This window comes from Micromonospora trifolii (genome assembly GCF_022229005.1).
Lineage (GTDB): Bacteria > Actinomycetota > Actinomycetes > Mycobacteriales > Micromonosporaceae > Micromonospora > Micromonospora trifolii.
The window spans coordinates 120,046-137,852 of record NZ_JAKKFD010000015.1; the positions used below are offsets into that span (position 1 = coordinate 120,046).

22 protein-coding genes are annotated in these 17,807 nt (G+C 72.3%); 13 read left to right on the forward strand and 9 right to left on the reverse strand.

The window, feature by feature from the left end; genetic code table 11:
- Nucleotides 1-39 precede the first annotated feature (39 nt).
- The 4 genes from NIE79_RS10615 to NIE79_RS10630 all read right to left on the reverse strand — a co-directional run bounded on the left by NIE79_RS10615 (nt 40) and on the right by NIE79_RS10630 (nt 2,551).
- Nucleotides 40-768, reverse strand: coding sequence for a hypothetical protein (locus tag NIE79_RS10615; RefSeq protein ID WP_238678377.1), 729 nt, complete (start codon nt 766-768; stop codon nt 40-42).
- A gap of 47 nt (nt 769-815) precedes the next feature.
- Nucleotides 816-1,205 (reverse strand): DoxX-related protein, encoded by a 390-nt coding sequence (locus tag NIE79_RS10620; RefSeq protein ID WP_238678378.1) that lies wholly within the window; start codon nt 1,203-1,205, stop codon nt 816-818.
- Complete coding sequence (locus NIE79_RS10625; RefSeq protein ID WP_238678379.1) at nt 1,202-1,684, reverse strand: DUF6232 family protein; 483 nt, start codon at nt 1,682-1,684, stop codon at nt 1,202-1,204. The genes NIE79_RS10620 and NIE79_RS10625 overlap by 4 nt, the downstream gene beginning before the upstream one ends.
- A gap of 387 nt (nt 1,685-2,071) precedes the next feature.
- Nucleotides 2,072-2,551: a DUF6232 family protein gene (locus NIE79_RS10630; protein WP_238678380.1), complete on the reverse strand. Its 480-nt coding sequence runs from the start codon at nt 2,549-2,551 to the stop codon at nt 2,072-2,074.
- 98 nt (nt 2,552-2,649) lie between these two features.
- Between NIE79_RS10630 and NIE79_RS10635 the strand changes: the two genes are divergently transcribed.
- The gene (locus tag NIE79_RS10635) at nt 2,650-3,423 is read left to right on the forward strand and encodes an enoyl-CoA hydratase/isomerase family protein (protein WP_238678381.1); all 774 of its coding nucleotides are present in this window, start codon (nt 2,650-2,652) and stop codon (nt 3,421-3,423) included.
- 116 nt (nt 3,424-3,539) lie between these two features.
- Nucleotides 3,540-5,162 (forward strand): acetolactate synthase, encoded by a 1,623-nt coding sequence (locus tag NIE79_RS10640; protein WP_238678382.1) that lies wholly within the window; start codon nt 3,540-3,542, stop codon nt 5,160-5,162.
- Between the two features lie 48 nt (nt 5,163-5,210).
- Here NIE79_RS10640 and NIE79_RS10645 read toward each other — a convergent pair whose 3' ends face one another.
- The 3 genes from NIE79_RS10645 to NIE79_RS10655 are packed head-to-tail and all read right to left on the reverse strand — an operon-like array spanning nt 5,211 to nt 6,349.
- Nucleotides 5,211-5,627: a PLD nuclease N-terminal domain-containing protein gene (locus NIE79_RS10645; protein ID WP_238678383.1), complete on the reverse strand. Its 417-nt coding sequence runs from the start codon at nt 5,625-5,627 to the stop codon at nt 5,211-5,213.
- A 27-nt stretch (nt 5,628-5,654) separates the two neighbouring features.
- On the reverse strand, nt 5,655-5,960 hold the full coding sequence (locus tag NIE79_RS10650) for a DUF202 domain-containing protein (RefSeq protein WP_238678384.1): 306 nt from the start codon (nt 5,958-5,960) through the stop codon (nt 5,655-5,657).
- Nucleotides 5,957-6,349 carry a YidH family protein gene (locus NIE79_RS10655; RefSeq protein WP_238678385.1) on the reverse strand — a complete coding sequence of 131 codons (393 nt, stop codon included), beginning with the start codon at nt 6,347-6,349 and terminating at the stop codon, nt 5,957-5,959. Before NIE79_RS10655 ends, NIE79_RS10650 begins: the two co-directional genes overlap by 4 nt.
- 42 nt (nt 6,350-6,391) lie before the next feature.
- On the opposite strand from NIE79_RS10655, the gene NIE79_RS10660 reads away from it, so the two are divergent.
- The 4 genes from NIE79_RS10660 (at nt 6,392) to NIE79_RS10675 (ending at nt 9,541) form a co-directional block, all read left to right on the forward strand.
- Nucleotides 6,392-7,189: a GNAT family N-acetyltransferase gene (locus NIE79_RS10660; RefSeq protein WP_238678386.1), complete on the forward strand. Its 798-nt coding sequence runs from the start codon at nt 6,392-6,394 to the stop codon at nt 7,187-7,189.
- A complete protein-coding gene (locus NIE79_RS10665) occupies nt 7,186-7,599 on the forward strand; it encodes a hypothetical protein (RefSeq protein WP_238678387.1) in 414 nt (137 codons plus the stop codon). Before NIE79_RS10660 ends, NIE79_RS10665 begins: the two co-directional genes overlap by 4 nt.
- Nucleotides 7,600-7,786: 187 nt before the next feature.
- Nucleotides 7,787-8,566, forward strand: coding sequence for an electron transfer flavoprotein subunit beta/FixA family protein (locus tag NIE79_RS10670; RefSeq protein WP_210865189.1), 780 nt, complete (start codon nt 7,787-7,789; stop codon nt 8,564-8,566).
- 15 nt (nt 8,567-8,581) lie between these two features.
- Nucleotides 8,582-9,541, forward strand: coding sequence for an electron transfer flavoprotein subunit alpha/FixB family protein (locus tag NIE79_RS10675; RefSeq protein WP_238678388.1), 960 nt, complete (start codon nt 8,582-8,584; stop codon nt 9,539-9,541).
- A gap of 97 nt (nt 9,542-9,638) precedes the next feature.
- On the opposite strand, the gene NIE79_RS10680 is transcribed toward NIE79_RS10675, so the two are convergent.
- Both NIE79_RS10680 and NIE79_RS10685 read right to left on the reverse strand, forming a co-directional pair.
- Nucleotides 9,639-10,472: an anti-sigma factor gene (locus NIE79_RS10680; protein ID WP_238678389.1), complete on the reverse strand. Its 834-nt coding sequence runs from the start codon at nt 10,470-10,472 to the stop codon at nt 9,639-9,641.
- Nucleotides 10,426-11,028 (reverse strand): RNA polymerase sigma factor, encoded by a 603-nt coding sequence (locus NIE79_RS10685; RefSeq protein ID WP_238678390.1) that lies wholly within the window; start codon nt 11,026-11,028, stop codon nt 10,426-10,428. The genes NIE79_RS10680 and NIE79_RS10685 overlap by 47 nt, the downstream gene beginning before the upstream one ends.
- Before the next feature lie 230 nt (nt 11,029-11,258).
- Here NIE79_RS10685 and NIE79_RS10690 point away from each other — a divergent pair, with 230 nt between their 5' ends.
- The 7 genes from NIE79_RS10690 to NIE79_RS10720 all read left to right on the forward strand — a co-directional run bounded on the left by NIE79_RS10690 (nt 11,259) and on the right by NIE79_RS10720 (nt 17,755).
- Nucleotides 11,259-12,089, forward strand: a complete 831-nt coding sequence (locus NIE79_RS10690) for a DUF4397 domain-containing protein (RefSeq protein ID WP_238678391.1) — start codon at nt 11,259-11,261, stop codon at nt 12,087-12,089.
- Nucleotides 12,086-12,739, forward strand: a complete 654-nt coding sequence (locus NIE79_RS10695) for a class F sortase (protein ID WP_238678392.1) — start codon at nt 12,086-12,088, stop codon at nt 12,737-12,739. The genes NIE79_RS10690 and NIE79_RS10695 overlap by 4 nt, the downstream gene beginning before the upstream one ends.
- Before the next feature lie 104 nt (nt 12,740-12,843).
- Entirely contained in the window at nt 12,844-14,019 is a 1,176-nt protein-coding gene (locus NIE79_RS10700) for a cysteine desulfurase family protein (protein ID WP_238678393.1), read from the forward strand.
- A gap of 177 nt (nt 14,020-14,196) precedes the next feature.
- A complete protein-coding gene (gene mnmA / locus NIE79_RS10705; protein WP_238678394.1) occupies nt 14,197-15,270 on the forward strand; it encodes a tRNA 2-thiouridine(34) synthase MnmA in 1,074 nt (357 codons plus the stop codon).
- A 37-nt stretch (nt 15,271-15,307) separates the two neighbouring features.
- Entirely contained in the window at nt 15,308-16,312 is a 1,005-nt protein-coding gene (locus NIE79_RS10710; protein WP_238678395.1) for a methionine synthase, read from the forward strand.
- A gap of 36 nt (nt 16,313-16,348) precedes the next feature.
- Nucleotides 16,349-16,714 carry a VOC family protein gene (locus NIE79_RS10715; protein ID WP_238661659.1) on the forward strand — a complete coding sequence of 122 codons (366 nt, stop codon included), beginning with the start codon at nt 16,349-16,351 and terminating at the stop codon, nt 16,712-16,714.
- 30 nt (nt 16,715-16,744) lie between these two features.
- Nucleotides 16,745-17,755 (forward strand): ADP-ribosylglycohydrolase family protein, encoded by a 1,011-nt coding sequence (locus NIE79_RS10720; protein ID WP_372471441.1) that lies wholly within the window; start codon nt 16,745-16,747, stop codon nt 17,753-17,755.
- The last annotated feature ends 52 nt before the right edge of the window (nt 17,756-17,807 follow it).

A 17,807-nucleotide genomic window follows, 5' to 3' on the forward strand; every position in this document is an offset into this window, starting at 1 on the left:
CCGCCGCACACCGGCCGGCCCGCCCAGGCGGGCGGGTGTTCAGTTGATGGGCTCGTCGGCGAGCTTCTCGCCGCGTCGGCGCAGCATGCCCAACCCGGGGATGCCGGCCACGGCGAGCTTGAGGTCGCGGGTCACGTCGAGCAGGTCGTGCAGGTCCGGACCGACCCGGTCCAGCGTGGCCAAGATCGGCAGAATGTCCGCCGTCAGGTGTTCCTTGAGCTTCGGCAGCTCGTCGATCAGGTGGATCGCCGCGCTGATCTCCTCGTGGCTCAGCTCCTCGACGAACCGGCCGGCCATCGGTGCGGCCCGGCGCAGCGCCGGCTCGTACGCCGTCAGCAGCTCGGCCGCCGTGGCGGCGGCCTCCGTCGCGGTGTCCACGGTGGCGGCGGCGCGGTTCGCGACCCTGTCGGCCTCGGCGACCACAGTGCTCGCCGCCCGGGAGACCCGGTCGGCCTCGGCGACCACGACGGCGGCTGCGGTGGCCACCTCGGTGGCTGTGTCGATCGCGGTGGTCGCGGCGGCGCTGATGACGGCCACCTCGGAGACCGCCGCCTCGGCGTCGGTGAGCACCTGATCGGTCCGGTCGAGGGTCGTCTCGATCCGGTCGACCACACCGTTGATCCGGGCCAGCAGCGCCTCCACCCCGTCCAGCACGGCGAACGCGCGGGCGGGCACTGCGGCCATCGAGGCGGCCGAGCCGAGCGCCTGGTCGAGAGCGGAGCGGGTCAGGCCAACCACGGCGGTCGGGGTGGGGAGGGGAATCGCCATGGGATCAAGTGTGCGTCGGCCGGGCCACAACCGCCCGACGGGGCCGGTCAGCGGGACCGTCGACCGACGGTGTCGGCGCGGGCCACCCGCATCGCCCACCAGATGAGCGGCACCTGCAACGGCACCCGGCCGTACGCGATGGCCCGCTTCGTCGGGCGGCGCTGCCGCCAGTCCACTGCCATCTTCACGTTCGCCGGTAGGACGGCGACGAAGAGTGCGGCGGCTGCCCGACCGCCTGCGCGCCGGGTGGCCGGGTTCGCGACCGCCGCCGCCACCGCAAGTTCGGCCACCCCGCTGGCGTAGGTCCAGAACCGGGCCGGGCCGGGCAGGGCGCGCGGCACGATCGGGTCGTAGACGCCGGGGCGGACCAGATGGGTGACTCCGGCGGCCGCGAGCAGGCCGGCCAGGGCGACGGCCTCGCCGCGGCGGGTGGTCATCGATGGTCCCCCTGCTGTTCGACGGCGCGCTGCACGGCCCGGTAGATCTGCCCGAACCGTAGCGCGTCCGGGGTGCGCACCAGCAGATCCTCCCGGCCGTGGTGCTGCACCCACAACTCGTGCACGTGGTTGCCGCGCTCGTAGGAGCGGTCCAGCCAGCCGAGGGGTATCTCCAGGAACGGTGCCAGCGCGAGCGCCCCCACCGCGCAGGCGGCGAGAATGATCAACGCCAGTTGCCAGTTGCCCCGGTCCTGAGCCGACCAGGCCAGCGACAGCACGCAGACCACGGCGACCAGCGGCGGCAGCGAGAGCAGCAGGACCAGCACACCGCGCCCCAGCACACGGCCGCGGACGGCGAGGGTCTTCTGCCCCCGGTCGTGCCAGACGAACGTCACATCGGACAGGGCGATCACCTGACCGCCCGCCCGGATCGACTCGGAGGTCACCTGCACCGCGTCGTCCCGGTAATAGAGGGTCATCACTAAGCCTAACCACCGCCGGGCAAACCGCGCCTCGCTCGGACTCTGGCACGTGGCTTCTTCCGCAGGGGATCGGCCAGTCTGCGCAGAGGCTTCGACGGAGGCCGTCCGGCGGGGTAGAGGTGATGTTGCAGTGGTCCTTTGGAGCTGAATCGTCTGCGACATCACGCGTCACGTCGCGGCACCTGCGGCCTTGTGGCACAGCGGCAGAGCGGCGCCGCAAGGCCAACGGTCGATTCGTTTGTGATGTCAGCTCCATAGGCGCTACAGGAAGGCTGCGCCCGTGTCCGCTGCGCCCCGCCTGGCTCGGCGAGCGCGGTCGCTGCGCAGGTTCCACCGGTGACGGCCGGCCCCGGTCAGGTCGGGACGTGAAGCGAACCAGGCTGGCTAGCGGCGCGTGACGGGGCGGGCCGGCTGGCCGTGCTCCACCGCGCGCTGCACCGCCCGGTAGATCTGCCCGAAGCGCAGCGCGTCACCGGTGCGCAGCAGACGCACCGGCTGACCCCGCCAACGGGCCCAGATCTCCAGTTGGCGGCTGCCCCGGGCGTACGAGCGGTCCAGGTGTTCGAAGAGGAAGTCGGCAACCGGCCCGACGGCCAACCCGACCAGCACCGACGCACCGACGATCGCGATCGTCACTGTGGGGGAGCGGTGCAGCCAGACGGCCACGCCGATGCCGAGCACCGCCGCGACCAACGGGCCGGCGAGCGCGGCGCCGATCGCACCCCGCCCCACCAGTACGCGCCAGGATCGGGTGCCACGGCGGTGCCAGATCATGGTGATATCGGACAGCGCATAGCTGCGGCCGTCGACGCGGACAGTGGTGGAGGTGACCTGCACCGATCTGTCGTCGTAATACGTGATCATGGCTGGACTCCCGCCCACGGGGCTGACACCACACTACTTACCCAAACGAGCCGGGTCGTAAGGTTGGCACGCGACTTCGACGAGGAAGTGAGGGCAGCGTGGGCGAGTTCGTTCGGCTGGAGACCACTGACGGCATCGGCACGATCCGGCTGGAGCGGCCGCCGATGAACGCGCTCAACACCCAGGTGCAGGAGGAGTTGCGCGCCGCCGCGACGGCGGCCACCGCCGATCCCGAGGTCCGCGCCGTCATCGTGTACGGCGGGGAGAAGGTCTTCGCCGCCGGCGCCGACATCAAGCAGATGGCCGATATGTCCTACGTGGACATGGCCGACCGGGCGGCGAACCTGTCCAGCGCGCTCGGCGCGATCGCCCGGATCCCCAAGCCGGTGGTCGCCGCGATCACCGGGTACGCCCTCGGTGGTGGCTGTGAGCTGGCGCTGGCCTGCGACTGGCGGGTGGTCGCCGAGGACGCCAAACTCGGCCAGCCGGAGATCAAGCTGGGCATCATCCCGGGTGCGGGCGGCACCCAGCGGCTGGCCCGCCTGGTCGGCCCGGCCCGTGCCAAGGACCTGATCATGTCGGGGCGGATGGTGGACGCGCAGGAGGCGCTGCGGATCGGCCTGGCCGACCGGGTCGCCCCGGCCGCCGAGGTGTACGACACGGCTGTCGCGCTGATCACTCCGTACCTGGCCGGCCCGGCGCAGGCGCTGCGCGCGGCGAAGCTGGCGGTCGACGGTGGCCTGGACATGGACCTGAACTCGGGTCTGGCCTGGGAGAGCCAGCTCTTCGCGGCGCTGTTCGCCACCGACGACCGGCGCGAGGGCATGGCGGCCTTCGTCGAGAAGCGCAAGCCGGGCTTCACCGGCCGCTGACCGGTGGCCCGAGGGTTCCGGACAGCCGCTGGGACGGTTAGTCGAGAACGGTTCACATTCTGGCTACCGGCCAGTAGCGTGTGACTTCGGCCATGATCGAGGAACAGGGAGCGGCGATGACGGAGCGGATCGAGGGTCACGGCGGCGAGTTGGCGCTCGCGGCACTACGCGCGCACGGCGTACGGGAGATGTTCACGCTGTCCGGCGGGCACGTCTTCCCGCTCTACGACGCCGCGTACAAGACCGACTTCCCGATCTACGACGTCCGGCACGAGCAGTCAGCGGTCTTCGCCGCCGAGGCGGTGGCCAAGCTCCAGCGCCGCCCCGGCCTCGCCGTGCTCACCGCCGGGCCCGGTGTCACCAACGGCATCTCCGGCATGACCAGCGCGTTCTTCAACGCCTCGCCGGTGCTGGTGCTCGGCGGTCGCGCACCCGCGTTCCGCTGGGGCTCGGGCAGCCTCCAGGAGATGGACCACCTGCCGCTGGTCTCCCCGGTCACCAAGCACGCCGAGACGGTGTTCAGCACCGACGACATCCCGCGCGCGGTCGGCGCGGCGCTCAACGCCGCGCTCACCCCGCACCGCGGCCCGGCCTTCCTCGACTTCCCGCTGGAGACGGTCTTCTCGGTCGCCGAGGCCGAGCTGCCCACCGTGACGGGTGTCGACCCGATCGCACCGGACCCGGAGGAGGTCGGCCGCGCCGCGCTGCTCATCGCCGGGGCACAGCGGCCGGTCATCATCGCCGGCTCCGACGTGTACGCGGGCGACGCGGTCGCCGCGCTGCGCGAGGCGGCCGAGGCGTTGCAGGTGCCGGTCTTCGCCAACGGCATGGGTCGCGGCTCGCTTCCGCCGGAGCACCCGTTGGCGTTCGCCAAGGCCCGCCGGGCCGCGCTCTCCGGCGCCGACGTGGTCGTGGTGGTGGGCACCCCGCTGGACTTCCGGCTCAGCTTCGGTGACTTCGGTGACGCCAAGGTGGTGCACATCGTCGACGCGCCCAGCCAGCGGGCGACGCACGTGCAGCCGGCCGCCGCCCCCGCCGGTGACCTGCGCCTGATCCTCTCCGCGCTGGCCGGCCACTCCGGTGACCGGGCCGACCACGCCGACTGGATCGCCGACCTGCGCGTCGCCGAGGACGCGGCGAAGGCTCGGGACGCCGCGGAGATGGCCGCCGAGACCGACCCGATCCGCCCGGCCCGGATCTACGGCGAGTTGCGTCGGGCGCTCGCCCCGGACGCCATCACCATCGGCGACGGCGGCGACTTCGTGTCGTACGCCGGGCGGTACCTGGAGCCGGCCCAGCCCGGCACCTGGCTGGACCCGGGCCCGTACGGCTGCCTGGGCACCGGCATGGGTTACGCGATGGGCGCCCGGGTCAGTCACCCGGACCGGCAGATCTGTGTGCTGATGGGCGACGGCGCTGCCGGTTTCTCGCTGATGGACGTCGAGTCGCTGGTCCGTCAGAAGCTGCCGGTGGTCATCGTCGTCGGCAACAACGGCATCTGGGGGCTGGAGAAGCACCCGATGCGGGCCATGTACGGCTACGACGTGGCCGCCGACCTCCAGCCTGAGCTGCGCTACGACACAGTGGTCAGCGCGCTCGGCGGAGCGGGGGAGACGGTCGCCAAGGCGGCCGACCTGGGCCCGGCGCTCCAGCGGGCGTTCGACTCCGGAGTGCCGTACCTGGTGAACGTGCTCACCGACCCGACCGACGCGTACCCCCGGTCGTCGAACCTGGCCTGAGTCGCATCCGCCGCCGCCGTCGCTCCTGCGCCGGCGGCGGCGTCGCGCTCACACCTCCGGTCGGTCACCCTCGCGGGGCGGCTCACCGTCGCGGCGGCGCAGGTCGTCCTCGCGCCGCCGTAGGTCTTCCTCCCAGCGTTGGAACAGCTCCTGGTCCTGCTGCTGGGTGCGCTCCTCCACCGAGCGCAGGAACTCCGGGTCGTCGTCGGGGGCCACCTGCCGAGGGCGCTGCCGCTCGCCGCCGCCGGTGCCGCCCGGCCAGCCCTTGGGGCCGCCGGGGTTGGGCTCCCGGCCGACGATGAACCAGGCGATCGAGCCGACCAGCGGGAAGAACAAGATGATCAGCACCCAGGCGATCCGGGGAAGGGCACGGATCTTGCCCTCCTCGGCGGAGAGGCAGCTGATCAGCGCGCAGACGGCGAGGACAATCTGCACCAGGAAGAGGAGTACGCCAAGCCGGGCCATCCACCCATCATGGCGCACCGGCGCGCGTCACCACAGTCCGCGCAGGACCAGCAGCACTCCCAGTAACGCCAGCACCACGGTTCCCGCCGTGACCAGGGGCAGTGTCCGGCCGCCGGTGCGGGCCGGACCGGTGCCGGTGCCCCGCGGCCAGCAGAGCACCAGCAGGGCGCCCCACACCAGTACGGCGCCGCCGGCGATCAGCGCGCCGGTCGGGTCGCCGGTCGACGCCAGCCGGACGGCGAGCACTGTCACCACTGTCACAGCGAGCAGGGTGCGCCGCCAGGCCAGCCGGGTCCGCTCCGGTTGCAGCCCCGGGTCGCGTCCGGTGCTCACCGCCCGCCGATCGCCCGCATCAGGACGGCTACCACCAGCAGTAACGCGCCGACGCCGACGGCGAGCGCCAGGATGGCGGGGAAGCGGGACGCGGGCAGCTCCTGACCGAGCCGGATGGCCCGTTCGGTACGCGCCCAGTGGTCCACGGCGCGGATCGCGACCGCCGCGCCGAGCAGCAGCAATGCCACAGCGATCACCTCGCGCAGGTGGCTCATCGGCAGGGGCGGCAGGAACTGCGCGGCGGCCAACCCGCCTCCGACCAGCGCCAATCCGGTGCGCAGCCAGGCGAGGAACGTCCGTTCGTTGGCCAGGGAGAAGCGGTAGTCAGGTGTTTCACCGACCGAGCCCAGCTCCGCCGGGTCGAACCACCGCCTGATCACCTCCCACACAGTGGGAGATTATCCGCTTCCCATCCCGCTTAGCCTGGGCCGGTGACTGATCTCGACGTACAGACGCTGCGGACCGCCTACGACAACCAACTCCGCCCGGAGATCCCCGACCCGGTTCCGGCCGGGGTGACGGTGGAGCGGGACGGGCCGCTGGTCCGGATCACCGGGCTCGATTCCGGTGGGTTCATCACCTACCGTGACCTGGGCGGGTTGACCGGCGACGCGCTGGACGAGCTGATCGCACGGCAGGTGCGGTTGTGCCGTGAGCGGGGCGAGTCGGCGGAGTGGAAGCTCAACGAACACGACGAACCGGCGGACCTGGCGGACCGCCTGCGCGCCGCCGGCTTCGTCGCGGAGGACCGGGAGACCGTCGTGGTCGGCCCGGTCGCGCCGCTCGCCGCCGCGCTGCCGGTCGCCCCCGAGGGGGTACGCCTGCGTGAGGTGACCTCGCGCGAGGACCTGGAGCGGATCGCCGCCATGGAGGAGGAGGTCTGGCAGGCGGACCGCTCGCACCTGGTGTGGGGCCTGGCCAAGGAGATCGACGCCGACCCGAACTCGATCACAGTGGTGGTGGCGGAGGTGGACGACACTGTGGTGAGTGCCGGCTGGGTGCGGTTCCCGGCGAACACCGGCTTCGCCACACTGTGGGGCGGCTCGACCCTGCCGCAGTGGCGGCGCAAGGGCATCTACCGGGCGTTGGTCAACTACCGGGCGCGGCTGGCCGAGCAGCGGGGTCGGACGCTCATGCAGGTCGACTGCTCCGAGGACAGCCGGCCAATCCTCCAGCGGCTCGGCCTCGTCGCGGTCACCACCACCACCCCGTACGTCTACACTCCGTGATCATGGAGCAGCGGTTGACGGACGAGGAGCGGCTGATTCTCAAGACCGGTGCCTTCGGCGCCGTCTTCCTGGTCTCCAACGCCGACCCCGGTGTGCTGGGGGTGATCCGGGAGAGCATCGCCGCGTCCGGCGCGCTGGCCGACGCCAGTGGCACTGTCAAGGAGGCGCTGACCACCGGCCCGCTGCCGCGACTTCCCCGGGACTCGCAGCTGGAGATCGAGTCGGTGGTGCTGCCGGCGCTGGGGCGGGCGGTACGGATCCTGCGCGAGAAGTCCCCACGAGACGTGGACGCGTACCGCGAACTCGTGTTGGCCGCGGCGGACCAGGTGGCCCGGGCGCACGACGGGGTGGCGCCCGCCGAGGTGGCGGCCATCGACCAGATCCGGGTCGCGTTGGCCGAGCCGGCCTGACCGACCGCGCGTCGGTGAGCTGTGTCACTCTGAGTGCTGCGGGAGCGCAACCTACTGGCAGGTAACATTGCGCCGTGGGCAACTGCACAACCGCCCGCGGTTGACCTGGCGTCGACCGACGCGCGACGCTGCGCCCCAGACCGGGCGAGCGAATCGCAACACCACACAGGAGGGTCGTCGAAGCGCGATGAACATCGTCGTACTCGTCAAGCAGGTGCCTGATTCGGGCGCGGACCGCAACCTGCGCAATGACGACAACACCGTCGACCGCGGTTCGGCGAACAACGTGATCAACGAGATGGACGAGTACGCCATCGAGGAGGCGCTGAAGATCAAGGAGGCGCACGGTGGCGAGGTCACCATCCTGACCATGGGTCCGGACCGGGCGACCGAGTCGATCCGCAAGGCGCTCTCCATGGGCCCGGACAAGGCCGTGCACGTGCTGGACGACGCCCTGCACGGCTCGTGCGCCGTCGCCACCTCGAAGGTGCTCGCCGCCGCTCTCGGTCAGCTCGGTGCCGACCTGGTCATCTGCGGTGCCGAGTCCACCGACGGCCGGGTCCAGGTCATGCCGCACATGATCGCCGAGCGACTGGGCGTCGCGGCGCTCACCGGTGCCCGCAAGCTCACCGTCGACGGCGCGACGCTGACCGTCGAGCGGCAGACCGAGGAGGGCTACGAGGTCGTCACCGCCTCCACCCCGGCCGTGGTCTCCGTCTGGGACACCATCAACGAGCCGCGCTACCCCTCCTTCAAGGGCATCATGGCCGCGAAGAAGAAGCCGGTGCAGACGCTCTCGCTGGCCGACCTCGGGGTCGCGGCCGACGAGGTGGGCTTCGACGGCGCCACCAGCGCCGTCGTCGAGCACACCAAGCGCCCCCCGCGCTCCGGCGGCGCCAAGATCACTGACGAGGGCGAGGGCGGCGTCAAGCTGGTCGAGTTCCTCGCCACCGAGAAGTTCGTGTGAGAGGGGGGTTCTGACATGTCTGAGGTTCTCGTCGTCGTCGAAGCCACCAAGGAATTCGGCGTCAAGAAGGTCACCCTGGAAATGCTCACCCTCGCGCGTGAGCTGGGCACCCCGAGCGCTGTGGTGCTCGGCGGCGCCGGCGCCGCCGAGGCGCTGAGCGGCAAGCTGGGCGAGTACGGCGCGGAGAAGATCTACGCCGCCGAGGGTGACGAGATCGACGGCTACCTGGTGGCCCCCAAGGCGACAGTGCTGGCCGAGTTGGTCAAGCGGGTGCAGCCGGCCGCCGTGCTGCTGGCGTCGGCCCAGGAGGGCAAGGAGATCGCCGCCCGGCTCGCCGTCAAGCTCGACAACGGCATCCTGACCGACGTGGTCGGCCTGGACGCCGACGGCACCGCGACCCAGGTCGCCTTCGCCGGCTCCACCATCGTCAAGTCCAAGGTCACCAGGGGCCTGCCGCTGGTCACCGTGCGACCCAACTCGGTCACCCCGAGCCCGGCCGCCGCCACCCCGGCGATCGAGCAGCTCAGCGTGTCGGTCACCGACACCGACAAGCTGGCCACTGTCGTCGAGCGGGTCGCCGAGCAGAAGGGCTCCCGCCCCGAGCTGACCGAGGCCGGCGTGGTCGTCTCCGGCGGCCGGGGCGTCGGCAACGCCGACAACTTCAAGCTGGTCGAGGAGCTGGCCGACCTGCTCGGCGGTGCCGTCGGCGCGTCCCGCGCGGCCGTCGACTCCGGCTTCTACCCGCACCAGTTCCAGGTGGGCCAGACCGGCAAGACGGTCTCCCCGCAGCTCTACGTCGCCCTCGGCATCTCCGGTGCCATCCAGCACCGGGCCGGCATGCAGACCTCGAAGACCATCGTCGCTGTCAACAAGGACGGCGAGGCGCCGATCTTCGAGCTGGCCGACTTCGGGGTGGTGGGCGACCTGTTCAAGATCGTCCCGCAGGCCGCCGAGGAGATCCGCAAGCGCAAGTGACCCCGCACTGAGACCAGTGGCCGCCCCCGATCGGGGGCGGCCACTGTCTTTGGATGGGAGCTGATCGGCGGGCCGGGGAGCTGAGCCGGCCCGCCGATCAGCCCGTCAGGGAGCCCCTCAGCAGGCTGTCGCCGGAGTGGCGGCTGTTGTTGTCGTACTGCTCGGCGGAGACGTCGACCACCGAGTAGCTCTTGAGGTCGACATTCGGGGGCAGGGGTAGCAGGGCGTCCGAGCCGCCACCCAGGGTGCCGACCGAGAACATCTCCATCGTCGTCGGATTGATGAGCCAGACCTCGTAGTACCCCGGGACGCTCGGGAGATTCGCCACATGCAGATGTAGTTGGCCGTCGCGGAAAACCCGGGCGTCACCAGTGGCCGTCGGCGAGGTCTCCCCGTACGCGGCCAGCGGCGCGCTCGCCACCACCACCGGCGGCGGGGTGGGCGTCGGATCGTCCGGTCGGAGCACCGAGACGGTGCCCACCACGCCGACCGCCGCGGCGGCGGCCGCTGTCACCGCGGTGGCCACCCAACCGGACCAGCCGCGACCCCGGCGGGATCGCCGCGCCGGGTCCAGTCGGGTCACGGTCGACTCGGCCGCCGTGCCGAAGGTCTGCTCGGCCGTCGTGGTGTCGGTCTGCTCGGCCGTCGTGGTGTCGGCCTGCTCGGGCACCCGGTGTCGACGCGTCTCGGTCAGCAACGGCCCGGCCTCCGCAGCCCTGACCTGGGCTTCGATGCCCTGCCAGACGTGCTCCGGCGGGTCGGGCAGGTCGGCCAGGCCCTGCGTCTCGGTGCCGAGCCCCGCCACCTGCCGAAGGGTCGCCACCTCCGCCCGGCAGAGCGCGCAGGTGCCGAGGTGGGTGCTCTCCCCGTCGTCCGCCTCGCTCTCACCGAGTGCCAGAAATACCAGCCGGTCGTGGTCCAGGTGCTGCACCGTCCACCTCCCATCTGCGTTTCAAGCTCGCCATGCCGCGTCGGATGTGACTCTTCACGGTGCCCAACGGCACGCCGGTCACAGTGGCTATCTGCTGGTGTGTCAGGTCGTCGTAGAAGGCCAGCTCCAGCATCCGTCGCTGGTCGTCCGGGAGACGAGCCAGCTCGTCCGCGATCACCAACCGGTCCACCACGCGGTCCGGGTCCGGCTGGGTCTGCGCCGGCTCGGGCAACTGCCGGACCGTCTCCACCACCCGGGTCTCCCGGGCCGACGCGCGCATCCGGTCGATCACCTTCCGCCGGCCGATGCCGAGCAGCCAACCGATCAGCGACCCCTTGGCCGGGTCGAACGTGTCGCGACCCAGCCAGGCGGCGACGAACGTCGCCTGGGTGACGTCCTCGGCGTCGCTGCGGTTCGCCAGCATGGACGTGGCCAGGTGGAACACGGCACGACCGTAGCGGTCGTACGCCTCGCGCAGCGCCACGTCGTCGCCGTCGCGGAACCTGCGGTCGAGGTCGTCTACCGGAGGGTCCGGTTCCTGTCGTAGCGCCGTCATCGGGCGGCTCGCCTTCGATGGGGCATGCCCGACTGTAGCTGCCACAGCCCTCGCCCCACTTCCCCGGTCGATGTCATCTCACCAGCTCTTCGTCCTCCGACCCCGGTCCGGATGCAGTCGGGGCCGGAAAAGAAAAGTGCCTCCGGGGCGCATCCGCCCGTTCGACAGCCGGCGTAACCCGTTCTGCAAGCCAGGCCTGACGAATCAGCACCAAATATCAGGAGGCAGACATGCAGCTCTCGTACTTCCGTCGGGTCGCCGCGGGCGGCGCGGTCGCCGCGCTGGCCTTCGCCGGCGTCGGCGCGTTCACCGCCGGCCCCGCGTACGCCGCCACGTCGAAGGTCTCCGTCGTGCACGGCATCCCGGACACCCCTGTCGACGTCTACGTCAACGGCAAGAAGACGCTGGACAACTTCAAGCCGGGCGACGTCGCCGGCCCGCTGAACCTGGAGGAGGGCGACTACGACATCGCGCTCACCAAGCCGGGCGAGCCGATCGGCAGCGCCATCCTCAAAGTCGACAACGCCGCGGTGCCGGGCGGTGCCAACATCAGCATCGCGGCTCACCTCGACGCCGCCGGCCAGCCGAAGATCACCCCGTTCGTGAACGACGTCTCGAAGGTCGACGCCGGCAAGGCCCGGCTGATCGTCCGGCACACCGCCGCCGCCCCGGCGGTCGACGTCCGCGCCGGTGGCACCCCGGTCTTCGAGGACCTCACCAACCCGAACGAGGCCAAGGGCGACGTCGACGCGGGCAACGTCAAGGCGGACGTGGTGCTGGCCGGCACCGACACCGTGGCCATCGGCCCGGCGGACCTCAACCTCAAGGAGGGCACCGCCACGATCGTCTACGCGATCGGCTCCGCCGAGGGCAAGACCCTCGACGTGGTGGCCCAGACCATCACCGGCCTGCACTCCGCCCCGGGTGGCGTGCCCAGCGGTGACGGCGGCCAGGCCGGCACCGGCGTGGACACCTGGTGGTACGTGCTCACCGGTGCCGGCGTACTCCTGCTGCTTGGTGGTGGGGTGCGGATGGCGACCGCGCGGACCGGCCGCAAGTGACGGTGCGCAATCGCGGCGCGCTGGCGGCCCTGGCCGCCGGCGTTGCCGCGCTCACCGTCGCCGGGCTGGTGGCGTGCGCCAACCAGCCGGCCGGGACCGTGGGCGCCGAGGAGGCCAGCACGCTGGCCAGCGCCCCACCGACCGCCGCCAGCGCCCCGTCGGTGCCGGTCACCGCCGGTGAGCTGCCCGCCGGTCCGAAGATCATCCCGCCGGTACGGCTGCTGATCCCGGAGATCGGCGTCACCGCCACCGTCAACGCGGTCGGCATCAACGAGCGGACCAACGACTTCGAGGTGCCGCCGAGCGTCGACCAGATCGGCTGGTACCGCTACGGCCCCGGCCTGGAGGCGGATGCCGGCTCGGTGGTCATCGCCGGTCACGTGGACAGCGCCAAGCAGGGCAAGGGGGCGTTCTTCCGGCTGCGTGAGCTGGACCAGGGGGACACGGTGACAGCGACCGGCAGCGACGGTGAGGCGCGGCGCTACCGGGTCGTCGCCCGCGAGGAGTACGTCAAGACCAAGATCCCGCTGGACCGGTACTTCGCCCGCGACGGCAAGCCGCGGCTGACCCTCATCACCTGTGGTGGGCCGTTCGACGCCAAGGCGCGCAAGTACCGCGACAACATCGTCGTCACCGCGGTGCCCGTCTGACCGGGTCCGCGCGCGTCGGGCCGGGGTGGGGTTCCACCCCGGCCTTCGCGTGCGGTGCCCTCCGGCATCCGGTCCCCAAGGTGTCGGCCGTACGCTGAACGGCGATGGCTTACCTGGATCACGCGGCGACGACTCCCATGCTCGACGAGGCACTGGAGGCGTACGTCGCTACCGCCCGCGAGGTCGGCAACGCGTCCTCCCTGCACGCGGCGGGCCGCCGTGCCCGCCGCCGGGTCGAAGAGTCACGCGAGCGGGTGGCCGCGGTGCTGGGCGCCCGGCCCTCTGAGGTGATCTTCACCGGTGGTGGCACGGAGAGCGACAACCTCGCGGTCAAGGGCATCTTCTGGGCCCGCCGAGGAGCCCGACCCGACCGCCGCCGGGTGGTCTCCAGCGCCGTCGAGCACCACGCGGTGCTGGACGCTGTCGACTGGCTGGCCCAGCACGAGGGCGCCGAGGTCGGCTGGCTGGCGGTGGACGCCGTCGGTCGGCTCGACCCGGAGACGCTGCGCGCCGAGTTGGCCGCGCACGCCGACCAGGTGGCAGTGGTCACCGCGATGTGGGCGAACAACGAGGTGGGCACCGTCCAGCCGGTGGCCGAGCTGGCCGCCGTTGCCGCCGCACACGGTGTGCCCTTCCACACCGACGCCATTCAGGCGGTCGGTCAGGTGCCCGTCGACTTCGGCGCCAGCGGGGTCGCCGCGCTGACCGTCACCGGGCACAAGCTGGGCGGCCCGACCGGGGTGGGTGCGCTGCTGCTCGCCCGGGACGTGCCGGCCACGCCGCTGCTGCACGGCGGTGGCCAGGAACGCGACATCCGCTCCGGCACCCTGGACACCGCCGGCATCGTCGCCTTCGCGGTCGCCGTGGAAACGGCGGTGAAGGGTCAGCAGGAGTACGCGGCCCGGGTGGCAGCGCTCCGCGACGACCTGATCGAGCGGGTCCGTCAGGCGGTGCCCGAGGTGATCTACAACGGTGACCCGACCGACCGGCTGCCCGGCAACGCGCACTTCTCCTTCCCCGGCTGCGAGGGCGACGCGCTGCTGCTCCTGCTCGACGCGCAGGGGATCGCCTGCTCGACCGGCTCCGCCTGCTCGGCCGGGGTGGCCCAGCCCTCGCACGTGCTGCTCGCGATGGGCGCCGACGACGACCGTGCCCGCTCCTCGCTGCGCTTCACACTGGGCCACACCAGCACGCAGGCCGACGTCGACGCGCTGATCGCGGCCCTCCCGGCAGCTGTCGACCGAGCCCGCCGAGCCGCCGCCCTCCGCACCCCCCGCTAACGCGGGTTAAGCCCCGCGATCTTGCACTTTCGGTTGGCCCTTCGCACCTTGCGCGGCATATGTCGCCGCGGAAACTGCAAGATCGCGAAGGTGGGCGGGCCGGGGCCAGCACGGGTCCGGGGGGTTTTCGGGGCTGGTGGATAGGGTTGTGGCGGGGACGGGAAGGGGAGTGGGTCAGTGAGGGTTCTGGCGGCGATGTCGGGTGGGGTTGACTCGGCCGTGGCGGCGGCGCGGGCGGTGGCGGCCGGGCATGAGGTGACCGGCGTACACCTGGCGCTGGCCCGCAACCCGCAGACCTATCGGACCGGGGCGCGCGGCTGCTGCACCCTGGAGGATTCCCGGGACGCCCGACGGGCGGCCGACGTGATCGGCATCCCGTTCTACGTGTGGGACATGGCCGACCGCTTCCACGAGGACGTGGTCGACGACTTCGTCGCCGAGTACGCCGCCGGTCGTACGCCGAACCCCTGCCTGCGCTGCAACGAGAAGATCAAGTTCGCGGCGGTGCTGGACCGGGCGGTGGCGCTGGGCTTCGACGCGGTGGTGACCGGGCACCACGCCCGCCTCGGCGCGGACGGGCTGCTGCGGCGCAGTGTCGACCTGGCCAAGGACCAGTCGTACGTGCTCGCCGTGCTCACCCGCGAGCAGCTCGACCGGTCGATCTTCCCGCTCGGCGACTCGACAAAGGCGCAGGTCCGCGCCGAGGCCGCCGAGCGTGGCCTGGCCGTGGCCGACAAGCCGGACTCACACGACATCTGCTTCATCGCCGACGGAGACACCCGGGGCTTCCTGGCCGGCCGGCTCGGTGAGGCGCCCGGCGACGTGGTGGACGCCTCCACCGGCGCTGTCGTCGGCAGTCACAGCGGCGCGTACGCGTACACGGTGGGGCAGCGTCGCGGGCTGCACCTGGACCGGCCCGCCCCGGACGGCCGGCCACGCTACGTGCTCTCCATCACGCCGAAGACCAACACCGTGACTGTCGGCCCGGCCGAGGCCCTGGAAGTGTCCGACGTGCACGCCCTCCGTCCGGTCTGGACCGGCGGCGCCCGTCCGGACGCCCCGGTCGAGTGCGAGGTGCAGTTGCGCGCGCACGGCGACGTGGTGCCGGCGACCGTCGCCCTCGACGGTGACCGGTTGCACGCCGAGCTGCGCCGACCGGTACGCGGCGTCGCCGCTGGTCAGGCAGTGGTGGCGTACCGGCCGGACCCGGCCGGCGACGTGGTGCTCGGCTCCGCGACCATCACCGGCTGACCGCACAGCCTGGGTGTTCGCGGGATAGCCTTCGCCCGTGACAGATCAGGCGTGGCCCTGGCCGGCCGGCGCGGCAACCGGAATTGGTTCGCTGCCCGGCACCGACATCGGCGAGGCTCAGCGGGTGGTCCTCGGTGAGCTTCCCGAGCTGCCCCACCTGCCCGAGTTGCCGGCCCGTGGCCCAGGAGCGGACATGATCGGCCGGTCCGCCGGGCTGCTCGTCGAGCTGCCCGTCGAGGTCTACGCGGGGCGGTGGCGGGTCGCTCCACGCCCGGGCCGCGACCTGCGCCGGGCCCGCGACCTGATGGAACGCGACCTGGACCAGCTCGCCGAGCAGGCCGAGGGGTACGCCGGGCCGATCAAGGTGCAGGCCGCCGGTCCGCTCACGCTGGCCGCCTCCCTGGAGCTGCCGATCGGTGGCCGACTGTTGCGCGATCCCGGCGCGGTCCGCGACCTGACCGGCTCCCTCGCCGAAGGGCTGCGCGCGCACGTCGCGGCGGTCGCCCGCCGGCTGCCCCAGGCGTCGGTACTGGTGCAACTGGACGAGCCGTCACTGCCGACAGTGCTGGCCGGGCGGGTGCCGACCGAGAGCGGGCTGGGCGCGTACCGGGCGGTCGAGTCGGTGGACGCCGCCGCCCTGCTGCGCACGATCGTCGAGGCGGTCGGCGTGCCGACACTGGTGCACTGCTGCGCCCCGGACGTGCCGCTGGACCTGATCCGCTCCACCGGCGCCGTCGCTGTCGCCCTCGACCTGGACCTGGTCACCAAGCTCGACCCGCTGGGCGAGGCGATCGACGCCGGCCTCGGCTTGCTGGCCGGGGCCGCGCCGACCCGGGCGCCGTCGGCCGGTGCCGCGCCGACCTCCGCACAGATCGCCGAACGGGTACGCCAGGTCTGGGACCGCCTCGGCTTTCCTCGTCGCCAGCTCGCCGAGCAGGTGGTGATCACCCCGGCCTGTGGTCTCGCCGGCGCCACCCCGGAGTACGCGCGGACTGTCCTCGCGGCCTGCCGGGACGCCGGCCGGCGGCTCGCCGAGGACTGAGGTTTCCTGTCGTACCCGGTGGGCAGGATGACTGTCATGATTGGACAGCTTCGTTCAGTGGTGATCGACTGCCCGGATCCGCGGGCGTTGGCGGCGTTCTACGCCGAGCTGCTCGGCGTGCCGCTCGTCGAGGGCGACTCCGACGACGACTGGGTGGTGCTGGGCGGCCCACCCGGTCACCAGCCGCGCCTCGCCTTCCAGCAGGCGCTCAACCTGCGCCCACCGGCCTGGCCGGATCCCGAGCGCCCACAGCAGTTCCACCTCGACGTGACCGTGGACGACATCGAGGCCGCCGAGAAGGCGGCGCTCGCGCTGGGTGCTCGGCGGCTGCCGGGCGAGGGCGAGGGCTTCCGGGTCTACGCCGATCCGGCCGGCCACCCGTTCTGCCTCTGCTGGGACTGAAGCCGGCGTGGGTTGCGGCGGCCGGGCATGATGGCCGCCGTGATCCACACCTCCGCGCTGCGCGCCTCCGGTTCGCTCTTCGGCCTCGCCTACGGTGACGCGCTGGGCAAGCCGACCGAGTTCCTGACCGTCGCCGAGATTGAGCGCCGGTACGGCCCGGCCGGCCCGCGTGAGCTGTCCGGCGAGCCGGCGCTGGTCACCGACGACACCCAGATGGCGCTGGCGGTGGGTTGGGCGCTGCGCGAGGCGCCGTCGTTCACACCGGAGGCGGTGGAGCCGCTGCTGCGGCGACGCTTCCTGGCCTGGGCGGTCAGCCCGGACAACAACCGTGCCCCGGGCATGACCTGTCTGCGGGCCTGCGCCGAGCTGAGCCGTGGGGTGCCCTGGCAGGAGGCGACGGTGCTCGGCTCGAAGGGCTGCGGGGCCAACATGCGGGTCACCCCGGTCGGGTTGCTCGACATGGACCTCGACACGCTCGCCGGGTTGGCCCAGTTGCAGGCCGGTTTGACCCACGGCCACCCGACCGGGCTGGCCGCCAGCGAACTCACGGCGTACGCGGTCTTCGTGCTGCGCGCGGGCGTTCCGCTGCCCGAGCTTCCCGCGGTGCTCACCGAACGCGCACTGTCCCAGCGTCTGGTCTACTCCGAGCGGTGGTTGGGCGACCTCTGGCAGCGCGCCGGTTCCGGGTCCGGGCAGGAGTTCATCGCCCAGGGCTGGGACGAGTGCCTGGCGGTGCTGGGCCGGCTGACCACCGCCCTGGCGCAGCCGGACGACGGCGCTGACCCGTGTCAGGCCACCGGTGAGGGCTGGGTGGCCGAGGAGGCGCTGGCCACCGCGCTGCTCTGCGCCGTACGGCACGCCGACGACCCGGTCGCGGCGTTGGCCCGGGGCGCGACCACCGCCGGCGACTCGGACTCGATCGCCGCTCTGGCCGGCGCGTTCGTGGGCGCGGCCGTCGGCATGACCGCCTGGCCGCGTGAGTGGGCCAACCGCATCGAGTACGCGGAGCAGCTGGCCACCCTCGGCGCGGCCTGGGACTGACAGGGCGCGGCCTGGGACTGGCGCGGCCCGGCGCGGCGCGGCCCGGCGCGGC